This is a genomic window from Microcoleus sp. D3_18a_C4, assembly GCF_036702415.1.
GTDB lineage: Bacteria > Cyanobacteriota > Cyanobacteriia > Cyanobacteriales > Microcoleaceae > Microcoleus.
On record NZ_JAUBTI010000055.1, the window covers coordinates 1 to 19535 of the forward strand.

Annotated in this window: 12 protein-coding genes; 5 read left to right on the top strand and 7 right to left on the bottom strand. The window is 46.5% G+C overall.

The window, feature by feature from the left end:
* Positions 1-516: 516 nt before the first annotated feature.
* A complete protein-coding gene (locus QUB16_RS21340) occupies positions 517-639 on the top strand; it encodes a hypothetical protein (protein ID WP_333319163.1) in 123 nt (40 codons plus the stop codon).
* 357 nt (positions 640-996) lie between these two features.
* On the opposite strand, the gene QUB16_RS21345 is transcribed toward QUB16_RS21340, so the two are convergent.
* Positions 997-1341, bottom strand: a complete 345-nt coding sequence (locus QUB16_RS21345; protein WP_333319165.1) for a DUF4870 domain-containing protein — start codon at positions 1339-1341, stop codon at positions 997-999.
* 102 nt (positions 1342-1443) lie between these two features.
* On the opposite strand from QUB16_RS21345, the gene prfC reads away from it, so the two are divergent.
* Positions 1444-3072, top strand: a complete 1629-nt coding sequence (prfC, locus tag QUB16_RS21350) for a peptide chain release factor 3 (RefSeq protein ID WP_333319167.1) — start codon at positions 1444-1446, stop codon at positions 3070-3072.
* A 268-nt stretch (positions 3073-3340) separates the two neighbouring features.
* Here prfC and QUB16_RS21355 read toward each other — a convergent pair whose 3' ends face one another.
* Both QUB16_RS21355 and QUB16_RS21360 read right to left on the bottom strand, forming a co-directional pair.
* A complete protein-coding gene (locus QUB16_RS21355) occupies positions 3341-3604 on the bottom strand; it encodes a type II toxin-antitoxin system RelE/ParE family toxin (protein ID WP_333319169.1) in 264 nt (87 codons plus the stop codon).
* 217 nt (positions 3605-3821) lie between these two features.
* Entirely contained in the window at positions 3822-4085 is a 264-nt protein-coding gene (locus QUB16_RS21360) for a prevent-host-death protein (protein ID WP_333319171.1), read from the bottom strand.
* A gap of 390 nt (positions 4086-4475) precedes the next feature.
* Between QUB16_RS21360 and QUB16_RS21365 the strand changes: the two genes are divergently transcribed.
* Positions 4476-4745: a hypothetical protein gene (locus tag QUB16_RS21365; protein WP_333319173.1), complete on the top strand. Its 270-nt coding sequence runs from the start codon at positions 4476-4478 to the stop codon at positions 4743-4745.
* Between the two features lie 429 nt (positions 4746-5174).
* Here the strand turns inward: QUB16_RS21365 and QUB16_RS21370 are convergent, their stop codons facing one another.
* Positions 5175-5510, bottom strand: coding sequence for a DUF5615 family PIN-like protein (locus QUB16_RS21370; RefSeq protein WP_333319174.1), 336 nt, complete (start codon positions 5508-5510; stop codon positions 5175-5177).
* Entirely contained in the window at positions 5510-5740 is a 231-nt protein-coding gene (locus QUB16_RS21375) for a DUF433 domain-containing protein (protein WP_242725088.1), read from the bottom strand. The genes QUB16_RS21370 and QUB16_RS21375 overlap by 1 nt, the downstream gene beginning before the upstream one ends.
* A gap of 310 nt (positions 5741-6050) precedes the next feature.
* Here QUB16_RS21375 and QUB16_RS21380 point away from each other — a divergent pair, with 310 nt between their 5' ends.
* Together QUB16_RS21380 and QUB16_RS21385 are read left to right on the top strand one after the other, a co-directional pair.
* Positions 6051-8678 (top strand): zinc metalloprotease HtpX, encoded by a 2628-nt coding sequence (locus QUB16_RS21380; RefSeq protein ID WP_333319176.1) that lies wholly within the window; start codon positions 6051-6053, stop codon positions 8676-8678.
* Positions 8679-10170: 1492 nt separating this feature from the next.
* Positions 10171-10740, top strand: coding sequence for an RNA-binding protein (locus QUB16_RS21385; protein WP_333319179.1), 570 nt, complete (start codon positions 10171-10173; stop codon positions 10738-10740).
* A 288-nt stretch (positions 10741-11028) separates the two neighbouring features.
* On the opposite strand, the gene QUB16_RS21390 is transcribed toward QUB16_RS21385, so the two are convergent.
* Both QUB16_RS21390 and QUB16_RS21395 read right to left on the bottom strand, forming a co-directional pair.
* Positions 11029-12036 carry a tellurite resistance TerB family protein gene (locus tag QUB16_RS21390; RefSeq protein ID WP_333319180.1) on the bottom strand — a complete coding sequence of 336 codons (1008 nt, stop codon included), beginning with the start codon at positions 12034-12036 and terminating at the stop codon, positions 11029-11031.
* A 307-nt stretch (positions 12037-12343) separates the two neighbouring features.
* On the bottom strand, positions 12344-18967 hold the full coding sequence (locus QUB16_RS21395) for a CHAT domain-containing protein (RefSeq protein WP_445251147.1): 6624 nt from the start codon (positions 18965-18967) through the stop codon (positions 12344-12346).
* Positions 18968-19535: the final 568 nt, after the last annotated feature.

Genomic DNA, 19535 nt, shown 5'->3' on the forward strand with positions numbered 1-19535 from the left:
CGCTCGCACTGTAAATGCAAAACTGAGATGCTCCCCATCCCACAAACTTGTGGAAGTTATTTAATTCTCATTCCTTAGTAAGGTGCGTCAGCAGCGCGTTATTTTTTCTCTGCTTGATTAGCTAATTGCTGACGCACTCTACTGAATTTTTAGTTTTCAATCCCAAACAGGCTAACCAGGCGATCGCACATTATTGATATTTTGATAATTAAGGTGAAGAAACAGCGCCATCCTAGTTTAATCGCAATTGTCCTGGGAAACTCACTGGATGTTATAAATGTCAGCATTTTCCATTTTAATTTCATAAAACGGCCTATCCGTCAAATAAAAACCTCAATCTTTACAAAAATTTGTTGATTGTAAAGATTTGATAAAGCTACGAGGGGTTATACCCCCCATGAGTTATAGTTACATATATATAGATGCACCCTGATGGCTTTCCCGTTCCACAAGAGCGGGATTTTTATTGGAAAAATATTGTATTAAGTTTTAAGACACCTGCTAGAGATAGAATTTGTGGAAAATTTCAATAGATCGATCGCCCGATGCAAAAATAGCACAGAAGAAGCAAAAACGATGGTTCGGAGCGATCGAACATCCGCCCTAACTCTGCGAAATAAGCCAACGGCGGTAGCATAGTTTGGGAAACGGCATCAATGGAAGATCGACTTAGCGTTCACAACAGCGCTGCAACAGGGCGAAAACAGCATAATTAATAGTTGATTGTGCTCTAATTTTTGAATTTTTATGGATTAAGAATATTTCACTCATGATGTTAGGTAAATTTTCAGGAAGCCCCAACTGGATGATGCTTAGTTTCACAAACTTTTAATTTTTTTTACTGAATCTTGTCTCCGAGAATCAACCCTCTTTGTCACTTAAGCGGTGTATTTGCCAGTTGGGGGTAACAAATGTGAGTTATAAAACAATTAAAAACCCGGTTTCTTCTTGAAGAAATCGGGTTTGTGAAATCGATGGTGAAGCGCGATTTGCTGTCTAAACTATTCGGAAAATAAAAGGGTAGCGGTAAGGTAGGTTAGGATTTTGCAAAACCTGGAGGATAGCCATTATTGTCAGTCCCCAGTGCAGCAGATAACCTAGGGGCACTAGGATAAAGCCAGCAAGACCGAAAGTGACGACTGTTAACACCATAATCACGGTGCTGTACACCCATACATTAAGGTGAAAATTGATTGCTTCTGTGGCGTTTTCTTTGACAACGGGGTCATCTGATACTAACAATACAGCGATCGGCGCTCCGATCGAGAACAGTAACGTGCTGAAAAAAATCGCCCCGTGGCACACCAGTGATAGAAGCTTCCGCTTGTCTGAGTCGTACATACTAAATTTCTTCCTTGACTTTATTGATAATTTTACCTTTAATAGCAACTGTAGCACAGGCTATAATGGCGATCGGGTGATGATTCCCCTACCTAATTTGTGATGACAACAGAACTTGAAACTGAACTGCTAACTGCTGTTGAGCGCCGGCGCAACTTTGCTATTATCTCGCACCCTGACGCGGGAAAAACTACTTTGACAGAAAAGCTGCTGCTGTACGGAGGTGCAATTCACGAAGCAGGTTCTGTGAAAGCGCGGCGGGCTCAGCGACACGCTACGTCTGACTGGATGGCGATGGAACAGCAGCGGGGAATTTCTATTACTTCTACTGTTTTGCAGTTTGAGTATAAAAAATATCACATTAATCTGCTCGATACTCCGGGACACCAAGATTTTAGCGAAGATACTTATCGAACTCTGGCGGCGGCTGACAATGCAGTGATGCTTGAGGATGCTGCTAAGGGTTTGGAACCGCAAACTCGGAAGTTATTTGAAGTTTGTAAGCTGCGAAGTTTGCCTATTTTTACTTTCTTTAATAAGCTCGATCGCCCTAGCAGAGAACCTTTGGATTTGTTGGACGAAATTGAGAAGGAATTGGGGTTGCAGACTTATCCGGTAAATTGGCCGATAGGTACGGGCGATCGCTTTAAAGGTGTTTTCGATCGCAGAGGGCGCAAAATTCACTTATTCGAGCGGACTAAACACGGTTCTCGCGCTGCTGTTGATACCGTCATTGAATTGGGCGATCCGCGCATTGAAGATTTGTTGGAACAAGACCTTTACTATCAGCTCAAAGAAGAGTTAGAACTGCTTGATGAGTTAGGCACTGAACTGGATTTAGACTTGGTTCGGGCTGGAAAAATGACGCCAGTTTTCTTTGGCAGCGCGATGAGCAATTTTGGGGTCGAACTGTTTTTAGATGCGTTTTTAGATTACGCTATGAAGCCGATCGCCCGCAAGAGCAGCGCCGGAGATTTGCCGCCAACTTATGAAGATTTTACCGGGTTTGTGTTTAAATTGCAAGCGAATATGGACCCAAGACACCGCGATCGGGTGGCGTTTATTCGGGTTTGTACGGGCAAGTTTGAAAAGGACATGAACGTGACTCACGCTCGCAGTGGTAAAACGGTGCGTTTGTCAAGGCCTCAAAAGTTATTTGCTCAGGATCGGGAGTCGATCGAGGTTGCGTATCCGGGGGATGTGATCGGTTTGAACAATCCGGGGGTATTTGCGATCGGCGATACTATTTACACCGGCCAAAAACTGGAATATGAAGGGATTCCCTGTTTTTCTCCCGAACTTTTTGCTTTTTTGAGAAATCCCAATCCTTCTAAGTTTAAGCAGTTCCGCAAAGGCGTTTCTGAGTTGCAGGAAGAAGGCGCAGTGCAAATTATGTACTCGGTTGATGAGTCGAAACGCGAGCCAATTTTGGCTGCTGTCGGACAGTTGCAATTTGAGGTGGTGCAGTTCAGAATGCAGTCGGAATATAATGTGGAAACGACGATCGATATGTTGCCTTACAGTGTAGCTCGTTGGGTTGACGGCGGTTGGGAGGCGCTGGAAAAAGTTGGGCGGCTGTTTAATACGGTGACGGTGAAAGATACTTGGGGAAGGCCGGTTTTGCTGTTTAGGAATGAGTGGAATTGCCGCCAGGTGGAAGGGGAGCATCCTGTGTTGAAGTTAAATGCGATCGCCCCTGTGGTTTCTGGTTTGGCTGTTAGCGAGGAGTGAGATTACCGTAGGCAAAGGACACAACACTGTTGTGTCCATACAAATGATATTTATAGCAACCCTAAATCATTCGCGTAATTATTGTAGGGGCAATCCGACCCCTACTCCCCGTGGTTGCCCCGATAGATAGGGGGTAGGCACGGGGAGTAGGGGTAGCACTACCCCTACAAATAGGGGGTAGGCACGGGGGCACTACCCCTACAAATTTACATGAATGATTTAGGATTGCTATATTCGGCTTAAATACGCCGGATATAAGAAGTTACAATCACGGATCTAACAGTTTTTCTAAGATGGTGTAAATGTCTTTTTTGTCACCATCTTTACGTCTCCCTAGTCCCACAACAACAACTAGAACTCGATCTTGTTCCACTTGATAAACTATACGATAGCGCTGTCCAACAGCTCGGATGCTGCGAAATCCTGATAGGTTATCTACAAGGGCTTTGCCTTGCTTTTGTGGTTCAAATTTTAGTTGATCAATGCGATCGCGCAATTTTTCCTGTTCTCGTCGATCTTTGACCGAAAGCATCCAGGATACAAGCCCCCGGATTCATTTGTGGAGAAATAAAAAACCTGTATCCGATGAAACTTGCCCCCCGAATTTATCCGTGGGGTCAATGCTTCAATTCTTTAATCTAAAATCTAAAATCTAAAATCTAAAATCTAAAATCGATTGACTGCCTCCAACATTTCCAGTGCCAGTGGCGTAAGCTGGATCTCATATTCGATCGCATTTTCTTCGTGATTCATAGTCCCAATTTTGCTTTGGCATTTTCCCAGGAAATAGTTTTGCCTTGGCGTGCTTGGGTGATGCTTTGGCGCAATTTGGTAACGAATTCTGTATCGGTGAGAATATCTAAGGTTTCTAACAGTTCAGTCAAATGCGTGTAGCTCATTGCAGCCATAACGGGAACACCATCTTGAGTGATGATGATAGGCTCATTGATAAGTTCTTGGGGTAGGTTGGGAAGCTGCTGCTGTGCTTGGGCAATGGTGAGTCGTTTGGACATGGTTGTACTAAAGCAACATTACTTTCACTTTAGCATTTCGGCCCAACTAACTGGTTTTCAGCCGCTGACGCTGGTAACGAGTAAATCCAAAATCTAAGATCCAAAATCTAAAATCCAAAATGGATTGACGGCGGCCCCCATCTGCGGCTACGCTTTGAAGTGAGAGGTTGCTTGCTTGTAGAGGAGGCAGCCCGCGTCGCCCAAAAATCTAGTTGCACTGCCCAAAGCTGCTGGTAACAGCAATGGACAGCATAACCGCCAAACTGGAATCAGCAGTCTGGAGGCTCCGAGAATCTTAACATTCTCTGTAGCCGCCCTGCTATGTCTTGAAATGCGGGGCGGCTGGGTTTTTGGGTTTTTCTAGAAAACCCAAAACCAGGAGAACATATTATGTCACAGGAATTCGTGCCTGACGACAACTCATCGGCTCGCCCAAATGACGACTCAGCAGCAGTATGCGAACAGGAAGTGGTGCTGTTAACGGTTGTCGGTTCGCCCAAAGGTGTCAGGGAAACCATACTCACTTTGTACCGACTGGGATTTGCAGAAGTGGGCGATTGGAGTCCCCTACAGCGTGCGGCTAATCCGAAGCAGGTGATGAGCGTGCTGATCCGTCGTTCGCGGGCTGACAGTACATCGCCGAGAAAATCTGGGCGGTAAGCTGCAAGGTTAAGTTCTTTTTAGGGCTTACGCATGGGGCCCAGAAACCGGGTTTTTACGAGAATACTGGGTTGTGAGGCGCAGATTCGGTAAAAAACCCGGTTTCTTGGAGGAATGACGCATGGGTGGCTAGAAACCGGGTTTTTTCCAGAATAGTTGGTTGTGATGCGTAGATTCGGCAAAAAACCCGGTTTCTTTAAAGGCTGACGCGCGGGTGGCCAGAAACCGGGTTTTTTCCAGAATAGTTGGTTGTGATGCGTAGATTCGGCAAAAAACCCGGTTTCTTTAAACGTTTTTATTAAAACTGAGATGTTGCACCCTTCTCAATTACTTGTTTAGGAACAGGCTTTTCGGCCTGTTCCACAAAGAGTGAATTTTCTTGTGGAACAGGCCGAAAAGCCTGTTCTTGAGAATGGTGCAAGATATGAGTTAAAACAAACTGATAATACCGCTATTAGGAGTGTCTCTTAAAACTGCGATCGCATCATAGTTCTCTCTGAGTAGCCTCTCGATATCCTGCGTCGAGCAATTTCCGCGCCGTATCCAAATTACCTTCGGAGGAAATCCCAACAATAGACTCAATTCGCTAAAATCCGCATCCTTGGTAACGACAATATAGTCATGCTGACGAGCATACTCCCAAACTTCGCGATCGGGTGCGGTAGGTAATCCAATTGCATCAACATGAGCGGAATCGGGATAAATATCAGCAAGGAGATTGACAAGACGAGGAGAGAGATTTTGGTCAAATAACAGTATTTTCATCACCCAACAACTAACATAAACTGCTCTCGTTTAGCTGCGAAACTCAAGCAAGCTAAAATATCCTGTTGCGTGAGATAGGGAAAATCCTCTAGGATTTCTTGGTAAGTCATCCCAGAAGCGAGATATTCCAACACGTCATAAACCGTAATTCTCATACCTCGAATACAAGGTTTACCACCTCGCTTACCCGGTTCGATCGTAATGATCTTAGCGATGTCTTGTTCTGACATGGCATTTTTCCTTTAGCTACTGTTTTCAATTTTAGCATCAAAAAATAGAGATTAAAACCTGGCGATTGAAATCGCGTCTACACAAACAAAGTCCACGCAACGCGAGACTAAAAGAGCAAGGAAGTATTTAACCACAAATTGACATAATTCTTCAGTCCTCTGAAGCGAGGACTTTAGCTTTGAGGCAGGGGTTTAAACCCCTGTCGGATCGTGGCGATGGTGCAATATCTCAGAAACAAATAATTTTAGTGAAATTATTTAAGTACCTTGCGGCAAAGGTTGCAACAAATAGTGACAGAGAAATAGAGCTGTGTTAGAACAGCTATCGATCGACCACCCAAGCTATCTTAGAAAGGACGCTAGCGAAAGCACAGTCATGGCACCTCCCACTAATCCAAATCCGGCGGATTCATCTGCAAAACAGTCTCTAGAGGCTGGGCTAGCAGCTTTGAAACAGCAGGATTACCCCACCGCGATCGCCCTTTTAGAATCCGTTACTCAAACCGCAGCTAATCAGCCGTCGGGAATCCGCGCGCAGATGGGGTTGGTGGCTGCGTACAAAGCAACTGGTAATGTGAAAAAGGCGATCGCCCTGTGCACTTCCCTCGCCCAAAACCCCAACACTCAAATCAAAACCTGGGCCGATCGCGCTTTAAAAGAATTAACCCCCCCTCCCCCCCCAAAACCACCGGCAAATAAACCAAAATCCGCAGAAACTCCCCCCGAAACAGGCTTTGTCGCCTTTGATGCAGCAACTAAATCGCCGAAAAAATCGATAGGGGGCGATGGCTTACGCCCCGCTTCGCTACGACCGACCGTAGATAAAAAAACAGGATTTTTACCTTTAGAGCCTGCTGTAGAGCCTGGGAACGCCAAATCGCAACATATTTCCCCGCCACCTCCACCCCCCACACCGCCGATTCGCCCGACATCAGAGGGCGGGCACGGGGGCCCGACATCAGAGGGCGGGCACGGGGGCACCGCCCCTACAGAAACCGCACCCGATACAGAAATTAGCGGCGAAAATAGTTCCGGTTCCCCAACAGATATCCCCGGAGTCGCCAGCCCAGATATTACCACTTACCAACTCACTTGGCGCGAAGCAGGGCGCACCGCGAAAAGCCCGCGCCCGCTCAAACGGCTGAAGTTGCTGGAGTTTCGGGTGCAAGCCGTTGCAAGTGCGATCGCCCTATTTTTCCTAGCCCGGTTTGTCCTGCAATTCCTGCTGACAAACACTAATTCTCTGTTGGTTCAGCTTTACATATTCAGTAGACTGCCTATTTTCGCGCCGATTCAGCTTTTTTACCGCGATCCAACTCCCTTTGTTCAGATGGTTTTTGGATTGCTTTTGGCCTCGTCTCCCTGGCTGATAGACGCGCTGCTGAAACTGTTTTGCGGCATCGAAACCCTGCGCGGGTCAGTTTTATCCAAGCACAGCAAGGAAGCTAGTCGGGTACTGCGAAGTTATTGTACCAAGCAAAATATGCCGGTGCCGGTGCTGAAACTCTTGCCGCTGAATGTTCCTGTAGCTTTCAGTTACGGCGGTTTGCCCCGTTTTGCTCGGATTGCTGTGAGTCGCGGGCTGTTGGAACAGTTGACGGATGAGGAAATTGCTACTATTTTCGCACGGGAGTTGGGCCATATCTCTCACTGGGATTTTGCGCCGATGTCGCTGGCGCTGCTGGTGATTCAGATTCCTTACTTGATTTATTGGCAGGTGGCGCACTGGCAAGAGCGGTTGTGTGATTTAATGACGATCGAGTTTTTGCGTTCTGCTGTCAAATTTGTGGCCGCTGCAATTTCTGCTACCAGTTACGGGATTTATAAGTTGTTGCGCTGGCCGATGTTGTGGGTGTCGCGCCGCAGAGTGTATTTTAGCGATCGCACTGCTGCAGAAATTACAGGTAATCCTAACGGTTTGACGCGGGCACTGGCTAAAATTGCGATCGGCATTGCTGATAATATCGAACAGCAAAAACAAACTAGCTTTTTTCTGGAAAGTTTCGATCTATTGTTACCTGTAGGCGTTGGACAAGCTGTAAGCCTTGGTTCTGCTGCATTACACGCGCCGCTAGAACAGATTTTGCTGTGGGATGTCAGCAATCAGGAGCGCAATTGGTTGACGGTTAACCGCGCGCATCCTTTGCTGGGAGAGCGTTTGAAGCTGTTGGCCCTCTATGCTCAATTCTGGCAACTGGATACAGAGTTAGATTTGGCAAACGCGGGAGTGCAAGAACAACCCAGGAAAGGAAAATTGTCTCTGTTTAAGTCAATACTCGAATTTAAAGACTCAAAACTATTTTTACAGGGTGCGCCGTTTTTTGGAATTCCGATGAGTTTGGGGATAGTCGGGCTGCTTTGGCTGATTGGGGGGATTTTTTCGAGGACGAGTATCTGGCAGTTGGATTGGCTTTGGGGCGATCGATCTATTCTTTGGGGCTGTTTGCCGATCGGATTTAGCATCGGTACTTTGATGCGGATCAATTATTTCTTCCCGGACATTATACCGCGAGAAACCGCTTCGCCGAGTTTGCCGGAAATTTTGTCAAATCCCGATAGTTTGCCGCTGGATGCTGAACCGGTGCGACTGGAAGGGCAACTTTTGGGTCGATCGGGTATGAGTAATTGGCTGGGACAAGATTTGATTTTGCAAACGGCGACGGGTTTGGTGAGGTTGCACTATGTTTCGAGGTTTGGCTACATTGGCTCTTTGTGGCCATTTTTGTTCAAAGAGACTACTCGCCCTAGCGATTTGATCGGAACATCTGTTGTGGCGACTGGTTGGCTGCGCCGGGGTGCTACTGTGGCGATCGACCTTGAAAGTCTCCGCAGTCAAGGAGGGAGGGTTAGTGACAGCGGACATCCGATTTGGTCTGCGGTTTTGGCTTTTGCTGCTGCTATTTGGGGCGCATACATTATTATCCAGGGCCCAAGGTGAGGAATAGCGATCGGATTGTGGGGTGAATCTCACATCTTGCACCTTTCTTGTGGAACAGGCTTTCCGGCCTGTTCCACAAGAAAATTCACTCTTTGTGGAACAGGCCGGAAAGCCTGTTCATAAAAAGCTTATTGAGAATGGTGCAACATCTCAGGTGAGTCGCCAACAACGCGCATCCTCGATCGGTTTTGAGTTAAACAGGGGATTGGCGATCGGATTCTGGAGTTGCTCCCTACGCACCCTACAGTCTATCCGTTACATCCGTTACATCCGTTACATCCGTTACATCCGTTACAAAATCCGTTGCCGAACTTGCCTCTTCCTTCGTAAAGAAAAGTTGCTTTTTTGCCCGCAGTCTGTTACATTAGTTTACAGGAATTGGATTGAACCAAATAGCGCGATAACTTCTGTTGGCTAAAATCCCTTAAGGCATTGCGTAAAAATTGTCAACATCCCAACACAGCAAGTACAGCCAGCCGCTTGTCGGCTGTTTTTTTTCGATCGCTATTTTTGCTGTGCCGGATGAATTCTCAAAAGTGATTCAGATGTGGTTTCCGTTAAATTCAGACTGAAATCTTCCTAAATAACTAGCTCTGTTACCAAGGCTGTGATACCTTTAAAGAATGCTCGGACTCTGCCGGGCCTGATTTAAGGGATAGCGGGTAAGTGAGTAGTTCTCAGCATTAGGAGCGAGATTAGGAGCGAGGTAAGATTACTGGCTGAAAAAATGTTAGCCATTTTATCCATCACTGTATTAAACTGAATATTGGCATTCCGATCGCTTACAATTGACATCCTTGGACATAAATTTCTAGACGGCGCTGGCTATAAACATTCTGAATCAAAACCGGAAGCAAGTAATACAGAATAGCCAATAGCCTAAACATTTGAGTCAGAAACCTCAGCCTAAAGGCGTGAGGCTTGAAAGAGAAATCTAACAGGCCATTCTGACCAGACTAAGCTTTAAATAGCTACGTTATTTAGGTCACGACACCCGCTTGATGCGAAGCTAGTCCCTTGCTCTGTCGCTAGTGGTTAAACAGTCTTAAGGTCACTGAGACAGTGCTGCTAGCCGGCGCAAGCCTTTATAACTTTGTCGAAGCTAACTTTACCCCAGAAATGGGAGTTTGGGGCAACCATTCCCCAAAAATCGGAGAGGTTGCATAAAATTCCCTCTCAGACCCCGAAAGGGGATTTAATTCAATGTAAAGCCGTCCTATAAGGACGGGGCTTCAGACCCAGTTTTTTGGTGATGACTAAAAGTTTACACAACAACCTGAGATTTAAAAGCTCTCTGCATCGGCGGTTAAGTTCCGGCCTTATCAGAGTAAATCATCTTTTTGTTCTAAAAGGTGGGGGAGCTGTCAAGGTTGGTGGGAGGAATGCGCCAATTTTCGGGTTATGTGGTGTTTGCCTGAAGTCAATATTCAGTTGAGTTCAGGTAATTCTGTTCGAGCAAATTAATTAAAATCCAAGTCGGGAGGAATTTTTCATGTCTATTCGTCTTTATGTTGGCAATCTACCGAAGGAACTCGATCGCCAAGAATTGCAAGAAGTTTTTGCACCGGAGGGCGAATCTGTTACCACAAAGGTAATTACAGACCGCAAAACTGGAAAATGCAGAGGATTTGGTTTTGTGACGGTGCTAACCGACGAACAAGCCGACCAAGTTATTGAGAAATATAACGGCTTGATGTTCAAAGAAAACCCGCTGAAAATAGAGAAGGCACTGCCCCGCTCTAAGGGTAAATCTGAAAAGGGCGATGAAGATCAGCAGCAGTCGTCGCCGCAGTCACCGCAGTTGGTGTCGGCATCGGCGTCGCCGTCGCTGCCTGTCCCTGCGCCGCAGCAACAGCAACGCTCGTCGGCTCCCCCTAGTCAAGGTGGAGGCGGTTCCAGCAAAAGCAATCGCCGTCGGGGTGACAACAACAAGTCTCGCCGCAATCAGTCAGCAACAACGGTGTCGAGCGCTGATTCGGGCTCGGTGCAGCCAGATCCGCGCTGGGCGAGTGCTCTGGAAGAACTCAAGCAAAGATTGGTGGAAGCTCAGACTACTAATTAGTCAAAAATGGCGGCTAATTGCTGCTGTCTCTCGACTTTGGTTGACTGAATGTATCTGGAAGTGCGATCGAGAATGCGTCAAAAAACCCTGTTCTCGATCGCACTATAATTTATTGCAAAAAAACCTGTAATATCATGTCCTATCAATTACCATTAATATGGTAGGGGCGGGTTCACCAACAATACCCGCCAATAATTGACAATCTCAAAAACCCGCCCCGGCCGGGTTCTTACGGTCAATCGATCGCACCAGTCCCAATTCTTTAATCGAAAAAGGTATAAGTCCTCTTTATTCGATCGGCCCGAATTCGATTGTCTCAATAAAGTCAAAAATCTTGTTCATAATTCCCTCAACTTCAGACTCCAGGGAACCCAATTCATTCCCCTCCTGATAAATGCGCTGACAGCTTACCGTGTAGCAAAAATCGTCAGCAATAAAAGCCATAAGTCCCCGGTAAGCATCCAACCGAGTCAGAGGGCGATCGTTTTCTTGCACGCTGATAGTTGCACCCGCAGGCAAATCTAAAACCACGAAATAAGCTTCTTCATCTTCTAAATATTCCGCGTGGAGTAACTTAGAATTGGGAACATTAGCAAGAATTGCCTGAGAAACAAAATTGTCGAGAAAAGACTTGAGATAACCTTCCTCGCCAACCGACTCGATTGTTTCTTCAACTTCACCAGCAACAGGGAAATAATCTATTTTGAGCAAAACGCCAAAGTCGTCAGAAAATGCGACACAGCTTTCTTGCTCATCAATTTTACCGCCTCGTTCCTCGTCAACGGGAATGGGAACGCTAAAATTGCCTTCAGGAGATATGTACCATGCCCCATCGAAATCCGACTCTTCGCCCTCTACTTCCGAGTAAGCAGCAGTTACATCCTCAATAATTTCTGCAGCTTCCTCGTCTTCCACACCTAATGCTTCCTGGAATTCTTGGAGAAAAGCCTGGTGCTTCTGAGATATTTCGCCATCTCCGACAAACATTGCTGCGGTTATTGCAAAAGTATCCAAAACTAACTCATCTGGCATAGATTCGCAAGCAGTATTAAATAATGCTCCTAAACCGTCTTGGGCGACAATACCTGCGAGTCTTTGAAACATTGCTGACATATCATCTTCCGAGTATTCAGCAAATATTTCTGATTCCCAAAGTATGCTTTCTAAGATATCAGCATCCGTATCAGGGGAATTTGCCTCGGCTGCGACAAGTGCTACCGCTGCTACGGATTCTTCTAAAGTCAAGCTTGCTTCGGATTGGTCTTCTGAATTGAATATTTTATCAAACTTGCCCACAGGTTTTGCCCCGCTAGTGTTTAGTTTTGCTATTCATAGCAAATTTATGACATAAAAAGATAGTAGTCAATCGATTTTAGATTTTAGATTTTAGATTTTAGAATTGAAGCATTGACCCCACGGATAAATTCGGGGGCTCCTTTATCGGATACAGGTTTTTTATTTCTGGACGGATGAATCACGTGGCGGGTATCCTGGATGCTTGATTGTCAGGGATACTCTGGACGCCGGACACTGGGCCGTGTTGTTTGCCTACAGATATCGCACCCGACATGGCGCCGTGCCGTTTCCCTACAAATATCGCCTATTACCAAGGACTGCCAATTATTGTGAATCCGGCCCAAAAGTTCGGGTGAGAGAAATCTGCATTTGCTACTTGTGTGGCTTGATTAATGTCGATCGCGCCTTGAGTTCCCCGCAATTGACCGTCTTTTACTACAATTTGTTTGTGGATCATTGCCAGTTGAGCTTTTCTGAGCGCTTCAGCTTTTATTGGCGCCGATCGCAAATTGCCATAAAACTCGGTCATCAACGCCAAAGTGCCGATATCATTAACTTTCCACAAACTCGCTACCGCTGATTTGACACCGCTGCGGACGGCCAGTCCAGCAAATCCCATTTCTGCTGTATTGTCGCCGATCGCAGTTTGGCACGCACTCAGCACTAATAATTCTACTTGTCGGCGATCGTACCACTTCGCCGACCTAAATTCATCCAGCGCCAAAGAGCTGTCCCACAAATCAATCTCAGCTTCTTTTCTTCCATTTTCCCCTGGAGGAAAACTGGCGTGAGTAGCTAAGTGAACGATTCCAAATGCCTGTTGTTCTCGCTGTTTTCTCAGGTTTTGCAGGGTAAATTCTTGATTGAGAAAAGAGCGACCTTGCCACAAGGGAAATGCTGCTGGATTTTGCGTTTCTGTTCTCCTCCCGGCGATCGCAGATAATTCGAGCGGCACCGCAGCCAAACGCTCTTTCTGGGTGTGTGGAAACTCTGAAGCACCCATTGCTAAAACTTGAGCGTTTTTCAAACTTTGATACTTTGTGTTACTGAGGCTGACACTGGGAATTGAGCCGAGGCTGTACTTTTCTACTAGAAATTGCTTGCCGTCGTGCAAAGCGGATAGTGGCAGTTGGCGCAAACCTGCATCGAATGAAAAAATTAGCGTATCAATATTTAACGATTCCAATTCTTTAGATATTGGTGCAATTAACCATTGGTAAAGTTGCTGCGCGTTTTCCAAATATGCTGTATCTTGGGAACTTTGTGGCTGTGCCAAATAGCCCTGAAAAAGATTCACAGTTTTTAGCAGTGTTTTGCTGTTAACCGGCGCTTGTTTGAGAATAGGAGGCCCGTCGGGAACTACTAACACTAGCGACACTTCTTTGAGCCGGACGATCGCGTAAACAATTACAGCTTGCTTCCCGGTTTCCTCCTTAATTGTTTTGAGAGTTTCTCTTAGATATTGAACGTTGATTTTTTTATCTGTGAAATTTTCCCCATAATAATTTTCGTAGTCTTGTTCAAAGAGTTGGTCAATTAGAGCAACCGCATCATTAGCATTACCTTGCTCTAAAGTTTGTTCGACGAGCGACCTGCTAATTTGTGAGGGAAAGATATTTGGGATATCTGCGGGTAAGGGATTTTCTGCGATCGGAGGGGGAGTGGGAGTTGGTGCGGGAATTGGCGCTGGTGCGGGGGCAGGAGTTGGAGTTGGGGCTGGTGTTGGTGCGGGCGCTGGAGTTGGTGCTGGTGCTGGTGTTGGTGCGGGTACTGGATTAACGGGAGGTGATTCTATTTGCGGCAGAGAGATTTGGGGAATATTTGCCAACCAATTAGTAGGGTTTTCAGGAGGTTGTTCTGGAGGAGGCGTCTCGGCGGGAGCGGGATTTAAGACTATGTATCCGTCGGGTTGTTCGGTGGAAGAAGCGCCAAGCTGCGGCGGGTTTTCGGGAGGGTTTTCTGAAGCTGGGATAAAGGTAAGATTGGGTGTTTCAACAACGGGCGGTATGTCGATCGATATTTGTCGATTATTTTCTAGCTGAAAGCCAACTCTGGTATTTCCAGTTTCAGGATTTAGCTCGAAAGAAGTTTCAGCACCCAATAAATCGCCAATTAAAAAAGCTAAATTTTGTTGGGGATTTTGGCTTTGGCTGACAGCGGGTGCGGGGACGGGTGCAGGTGCTGGTACGATCGCACTTACAGGCGCGGGTACGATCGCACTTGCAGGTGCTGGCTGAATTGGAGCTAAGGGCTGGGTTACGGAGGCAATAGGGGCTGTGGGCGCGGGATTTGGTGCGTTTGAAGGTTTGGGGGCGATCGTAGGTTGAGCGCCGAGGGAGGAGGTGATTTGGGAAACAGAGGGAAGGGTAGGCCTCGAAGCTAGGCGGGCAGCAGCGTTTGGGGTTGTGGGTGTTGAGGGCTGTGTGGGGCGCGCGCGGGGTGGCAGTACGAATGAATCGGGCAATTGAGGTAGTCGGAAGTCGATGGGAAAACCAGGTATCGGATCGGGTGTTGCCGAAGGTGCGATCGAAGTTTGGGGAATTGGGGCAGGTGGGATAAATATTTGGCGAATTGGGAAAGGTGCGATCGAGCTTTCGGGAGTTGGGGATGGTGCGCTCGAGCTTTCGGGTGTTGCCGAAGGTGCGAGGGGTAAACGCGGTGGGAGTTGCGGTGGGGGTGTGGGTGCGGGCGCTGGAGTCGGTGTTGGGGAAGGCGCTGGAGTAGCTGCGGCTGTGGGTGCGGGCGTTGGAGTAGCTGCGGCTGTGGGTGCAGGCGTTGGAGTAGCTGCGGCTGTGGGTGCGGGCGTGGGAGTAGCTGCGGCTGTGGGTGCGGGTGTTGGAGTAGCTGCGGGTGTCGGTGCGGGCGTTGGAGTAGCTGCGGGCGTTGGAGTCGCTGCTGGTGTGGGTGCAACTATTGGCGGCGGTACGGAAATAATTTGAATGCGATCGACATCCTGTCTGTGAGTATAGAGATATTCGCGATCGGGCAAAATTGTTTGAATAGGATTAGAATTTCCCCTAGTAATTGCACCCGCCGTTCCATTTATGGCAGAATCACCGACAATAAACGGCGTTAATCCTGCGCCTCCGTGGCGGATAATTATAGTACCGCCGCTGCTATCTCCAGCATTTCCAGCCGTAGAAATGCTAGCATTGATGCCGTTTCTGTCTGTGAAGGAATTGAGCGATCGAAAAAACATTCCCATCAGAATCTCCACATTTCCGCCGATACCGCTGCCCTGACTCTGAGCATCAATTTGACTCACAGTAATATTGCCAGAAGTGCTGCGATTATAAGCCGTGACATTCCCTGCATTCCCCTGCGCCGAAGAGTCAATTTTACCAACAGTAATACTTCCGGTAGCGTCGAGCAAGATACTGCCGCCATCACCAGCAGACGAGGTATTGATATCGCCGGCAGTAATATTAGTTCCAGCGCTCAAAGCGATATTGCCGCCATTGTTAGGAGAAGTCGCATCAAGATTTTTTGTTGTGATTTCTCCGTTCTCACTAAACAAAGAAATTCCGGCCGGTGAGATAATATTTTTGGCGGTAATATTATTCGTAGTAATAATGTTAATTGCAGCGGAACTTTCGTGGATATCATCTTGAATATTGACGCTGTTGAGGGGAGCAACACTGCCCACAGCACCACCAAAGTCCACACTTCCGGCATCGGGTTGAACAGTCAGACTGTAAGGCCCGTCAACAGTAGATTTAAAAGTAATATCGCCAGTCTCTAAAATTTTGACCGACAGGTTATCACCTAATGTTACCGGAGCGTTAAAAGTAATGTTATTGCGGTTAGTTTCGATCTTGCCACTGGCAGTAATAGAGTCATTTGCCTTGACATCAATATTGCCACCAGTCACAGTAATACTGGGAGCGAAAGTGCGGGAATTAATATCAGATGTCGAAACTGTTCCGCCAGCATTTATGGTGATTCCTCCGCCTTTACCATTGGCCGCAGCGGTAATAATTGGGCCTGCTGTTGTGTCGATATTACCGCCGCTTTGAATGCGAAGATTTCCGCTATTGGCATTGAACCCGCTTAATAATAGGGCGCTACCAATTCCTGCCGTACTGATGTTGGTTCCAGCTTCGAGGGAAATATTGCCGCCGTTGTTGCCGCCGATCGCATTGATGATTCCGGCGGTAGTGTCGATCGCCCCGCCGCTTTTAAACGTGATTGAGCCGCCGTCTTGATTGCCGATCGCCCGGATGTCGCTGGTAGTAATATTTCCCCCAGCATTTAGATTAACCTTGCCGCCTGTGTTAGTTTTAAGATCGGGAGATGAACCGTCATAACTTGTCAATAGCTGACCTGTATTGATATTTCCGTTGCTGTTAGTAAAGTTAAGATTTCCACCCTGTATTCCCGATACTAAAACATCGCCTATATTAATGTCACCGCTGGCAGTAGATAAAGTAACATTGCTACCGTTGCCGTTACTAGAAGTACCCGCGATCGCGGTTCCTGTTGTCGGTGTTATGATGCCACTTTTGGCTTGAATGGTAATATTTCCAGCAGCGCGATCGCCCGTGACATCGATCGTTCCGGTATTTATGGAACCGGCAGTGCTCGTAAGTGCGATCGGGCCACCGTTTTGATTCGCCGTTACAGTGAGATTGCCAGTCGTAATATTGCGATCGGCACTCAAAGTAATTGAACCACCATTTTGCGGTAAGAAAATCGTATCATTTCCTGAATCCTGAGAGCTGGTTGCATTTAATTTCCCTGTAGTGATGCTGCCATTCGTGCTAGTAAAATTAACAATCCCGCCTTGCAAGATACCGTAGTTTAATATGTCGCCTGTTTTAATACTTCCACTGGTAGAAATAGTAACCCTGCCACCATTACCGCCGTCTGAAGAATTATTGATGTCGCCAAGCTGGATATTGCCACTTACGCTCGTAATATTAATATCTGCACCATCGGCTGTAGATTCACCTATACTCTCTGCACCTATATAACTTACGTTAACGTTACCATTTGCCTGTAACGTTACAGAACCAGGAAAGCTGGATAAACCGCTATTTCCCGTGGTTATATGTACTCCGCTTGGAGGAAAAATAATAGCTCCCTGTTCGCTGATGATTGTAACATTACCACTACTGCCAGTAGGTACTGTATTAGGAACTCCTCCTGCAAAACTCTCTATGCAAAAACTAGGGGAGGTACAGTCTAAAGTGATATCGTTTTTTGCTTTGAGAGTAATATCACCCGCTCCACTTGACGCGAAAGAAGCTATACTTTCTCTAAGAGTAAAGCTGCCACCTGCATTAACAGTAATATCACCGCCCTTGCCATTCACAGCGGTGGCTATAGCACGAAGTGCTCCTGTTGAAATATTTCCTCCTGCAGTCAAAGATATAGAACCAGCATCGCCCCCAAAATTATCTGCGTTAATGTTTCCTGTTTGAATGTTGCCTGCAGCTTGCAAAGTTATAGGGCCAGTTTGACCAGTTCTTGGGAACAACTTCGGATCGGGAAACGTATCAATTTTTCCAACTACTTGAATGTTGCCACCCGATCGCAAAATTACCGATCGCGAACTGCCCAAGATAAATTCATCTGTACCGGGAGAAGCATTAGCAAAATTTGCATCTGGACTCGTAATTACGATATCTCCATTAAAAGTAATATTTCCTGTACCAGAAGTCGTATCTACCTTGATAGATGCACCCGTGTAACCCCCAGAAATATAATCACCATCTTGTATAAATGGAGGATCGTACAGGCTAATAAAATTCGCAGGTTTACCGGATAAATCAACAATCGATGTGTTATTTCCGCTCCTAAAGTGAGAATCTGTAGATATAATGCCATCACTCGCTAAAGTCAAATTTCCACCGCTGACAAATGGCGTTTGTGAAAGATGATTCAGCGCCAAAATATCGATACTTTGATTTCCCCGAATATACAGATTGCCGCCAGCATTCGCCACAAACGGATTTGCCACACTATCGCGCACCCGCACAGTATCGTCAGCCAGCAAATTCAAATCGCCCGTTGTACGCAACAGACTTTCAACTAATGTCAAATTGTGATTAGCTGACAGCGTTGCAGTCTCCGCAGTTACTTCTTTAGCAGTGACATCTCCATTCTCTACCTGCAAACCAGAACCAGTTAATTCTATTTGCCCTCCAGCATTGACTGTCACCCCCGTTGCACTTCCACCGCCACCAGTCAACAACTGCGGCAAAGATGCAACTGGCAACACCCAATTTTGAGGCAAACTCCCCGCGACAGATTGCGGTTGAATCTCCAAACTTAACAGATTTCCCGGTTGACTAATTCTGACTAAACTCTCACCCGGAACCGCCGCAACAGTAATATTTCCTCCCGGTGCAGAAACTTGTCCCGTACTCAAAACCGTGCCGCCCAATAAAGTTAAATTTTGCCCTTGTCCCACTGCCAAATTGCCTAAATTGATAATTCCCCCCGGCTGTGTATTTGTAAAAGCAAAAGTATTAGGATTTCCGACTAATTGAGTATAATTATTAGTACCAGCGGCACTAAACCAGTTATTGCCAAAACCGATGCCCGTCGCAGTAGTAGCAGTGAAAGCACTAGGCACGTTCAAACTAGAATTTGCACCGAAAACAATCCCCGCCGGATTCATTAAAAATAAATTGGAATTGCCGCCCGTTATTTGAATTAATCCGTTAATCAGCGAAGCATCGCCGCCGACAACTCGCCCTAAAATATTGCGGATATTAGGATTAGATATAAAATTGGCAGTTTGCCCTTGAGTTAAACCAAATTGCTGGAAACTGTGAAAGAGATTTGCACCGTCGCTTGATTGTTGGCCGCCGTTGATGTTGAATTGGTTGCCAGTGGGAGTAATTTGAGTATTCGTGCCGTCGGTTGCGGGGGTGATTTGGGCTGTGGCTGTTTGGGATGCGGGAAAAAGTCCTATTTCCCACATTGCTAAGGTGGTGAAGGAGAGGAATGTTAGGAAAAAGCGCGGTTTTTTGTGTGTGGATTTCATGGTGTTTTTAATATATGTTATGATGAGCGTCAATTCACCTACCAATAAATTACAATATCACAATCCCGTAGGGGCGGGTTCACCGAAATATATGACACCCAACGACGGATATTAAAAACCCGCCCCCACCCCACCCAAATATTAATAATTCATTGAATTTAACCCGGTGGCGGGGATGTTGTTTGGGGTAATTGGTTGGGTGCGGGCGGGTTTATTAAAATTGTTTTTGGGTGACAAAATCCCTGGCGAACCCGCCCCTACGAATTTTGGTTATTGCGATCGTAGATTCATCAACAATAGATTATAATATCACCATCCTGTAGGGGCGGGTTCACCGAAATATATGACACCCAACGACGAATCGTAAAAACCCGCCCCCACCCCACCGAAATATTAATAATTCATTGAATTTAATCATATAAATTGATGTTATTTGGTGTGGTTGGTTGGGTGGGGGCGGGTTTATTAAAATTGTTTGTGGGTGACAAAATCCCTGGCGAACCCG

Bases quoted from the DNA above. Each gene is read 5' to 3' on its own strand.
- QUB16_RS21345 (WP_333319165.1), bottom strand. From the start codon at position 1,341: ATGTACGACTCAGACAAGCGGAAGCTTCTATCACTGGTGTGCCACGGG.
- prfC (WP_333319167.1), top strand. From the start codon at position 1,444: ATGACAACAGAACTTGAAACTGAACTGCTAACTGCTGTTGAGCGCCGG.
- QUB16_RS21355 (WP_333319169.1), bottom strand. From the start codon at position 3,604: ATGCTTTCGGTCAAAGATCGACGAGAACAGGAAAAATTGCGCGATCGC.
- QUB16_RS21360 (WP_333319171.1), bottom strand. From the start codon at position 4,085: ATGTCCAAACGACTCACCATTGCCCAAGCACAGCAGCAGCTTCCCAAC.
- QUB16_RS21365 (WP_333319173.1), top strand. From the start codon at position 4,476: ATGTCACAGGAATTCGTGCCTGACGACAACTCATCGGCTCGCCCAAAT.
- QUB16_RS21370 (WP_333319174.1), bottom strand. From the start codon at position 5,510: ATGAAAATACTGTTATTTGACCAAAATCTCTCTCCTCGTCTTGTCAAT.
- QUB16_RS21375 (WP_242725088.1), bottom strand. From the start codon at position 5,740: ATGTCAGAACAAGACATCGCTAAGATCATTACGATCGAACCGGGTAAG.
- QUB16_RS21385 (WP_333319179.1), top strand. From the start codon at position 10,171: ATGTCTATTCGTCTTTATGTTGGCAATCTACCGAAGGAACTCGATCGC.
- QUB16_RS21395 (WP_445251147.1), bottom strand. From the start codon at position 18,967: ATGTGGGAAATAGGACTTTTTCCCGCATCCCAAACAGCCACAGCCCAA.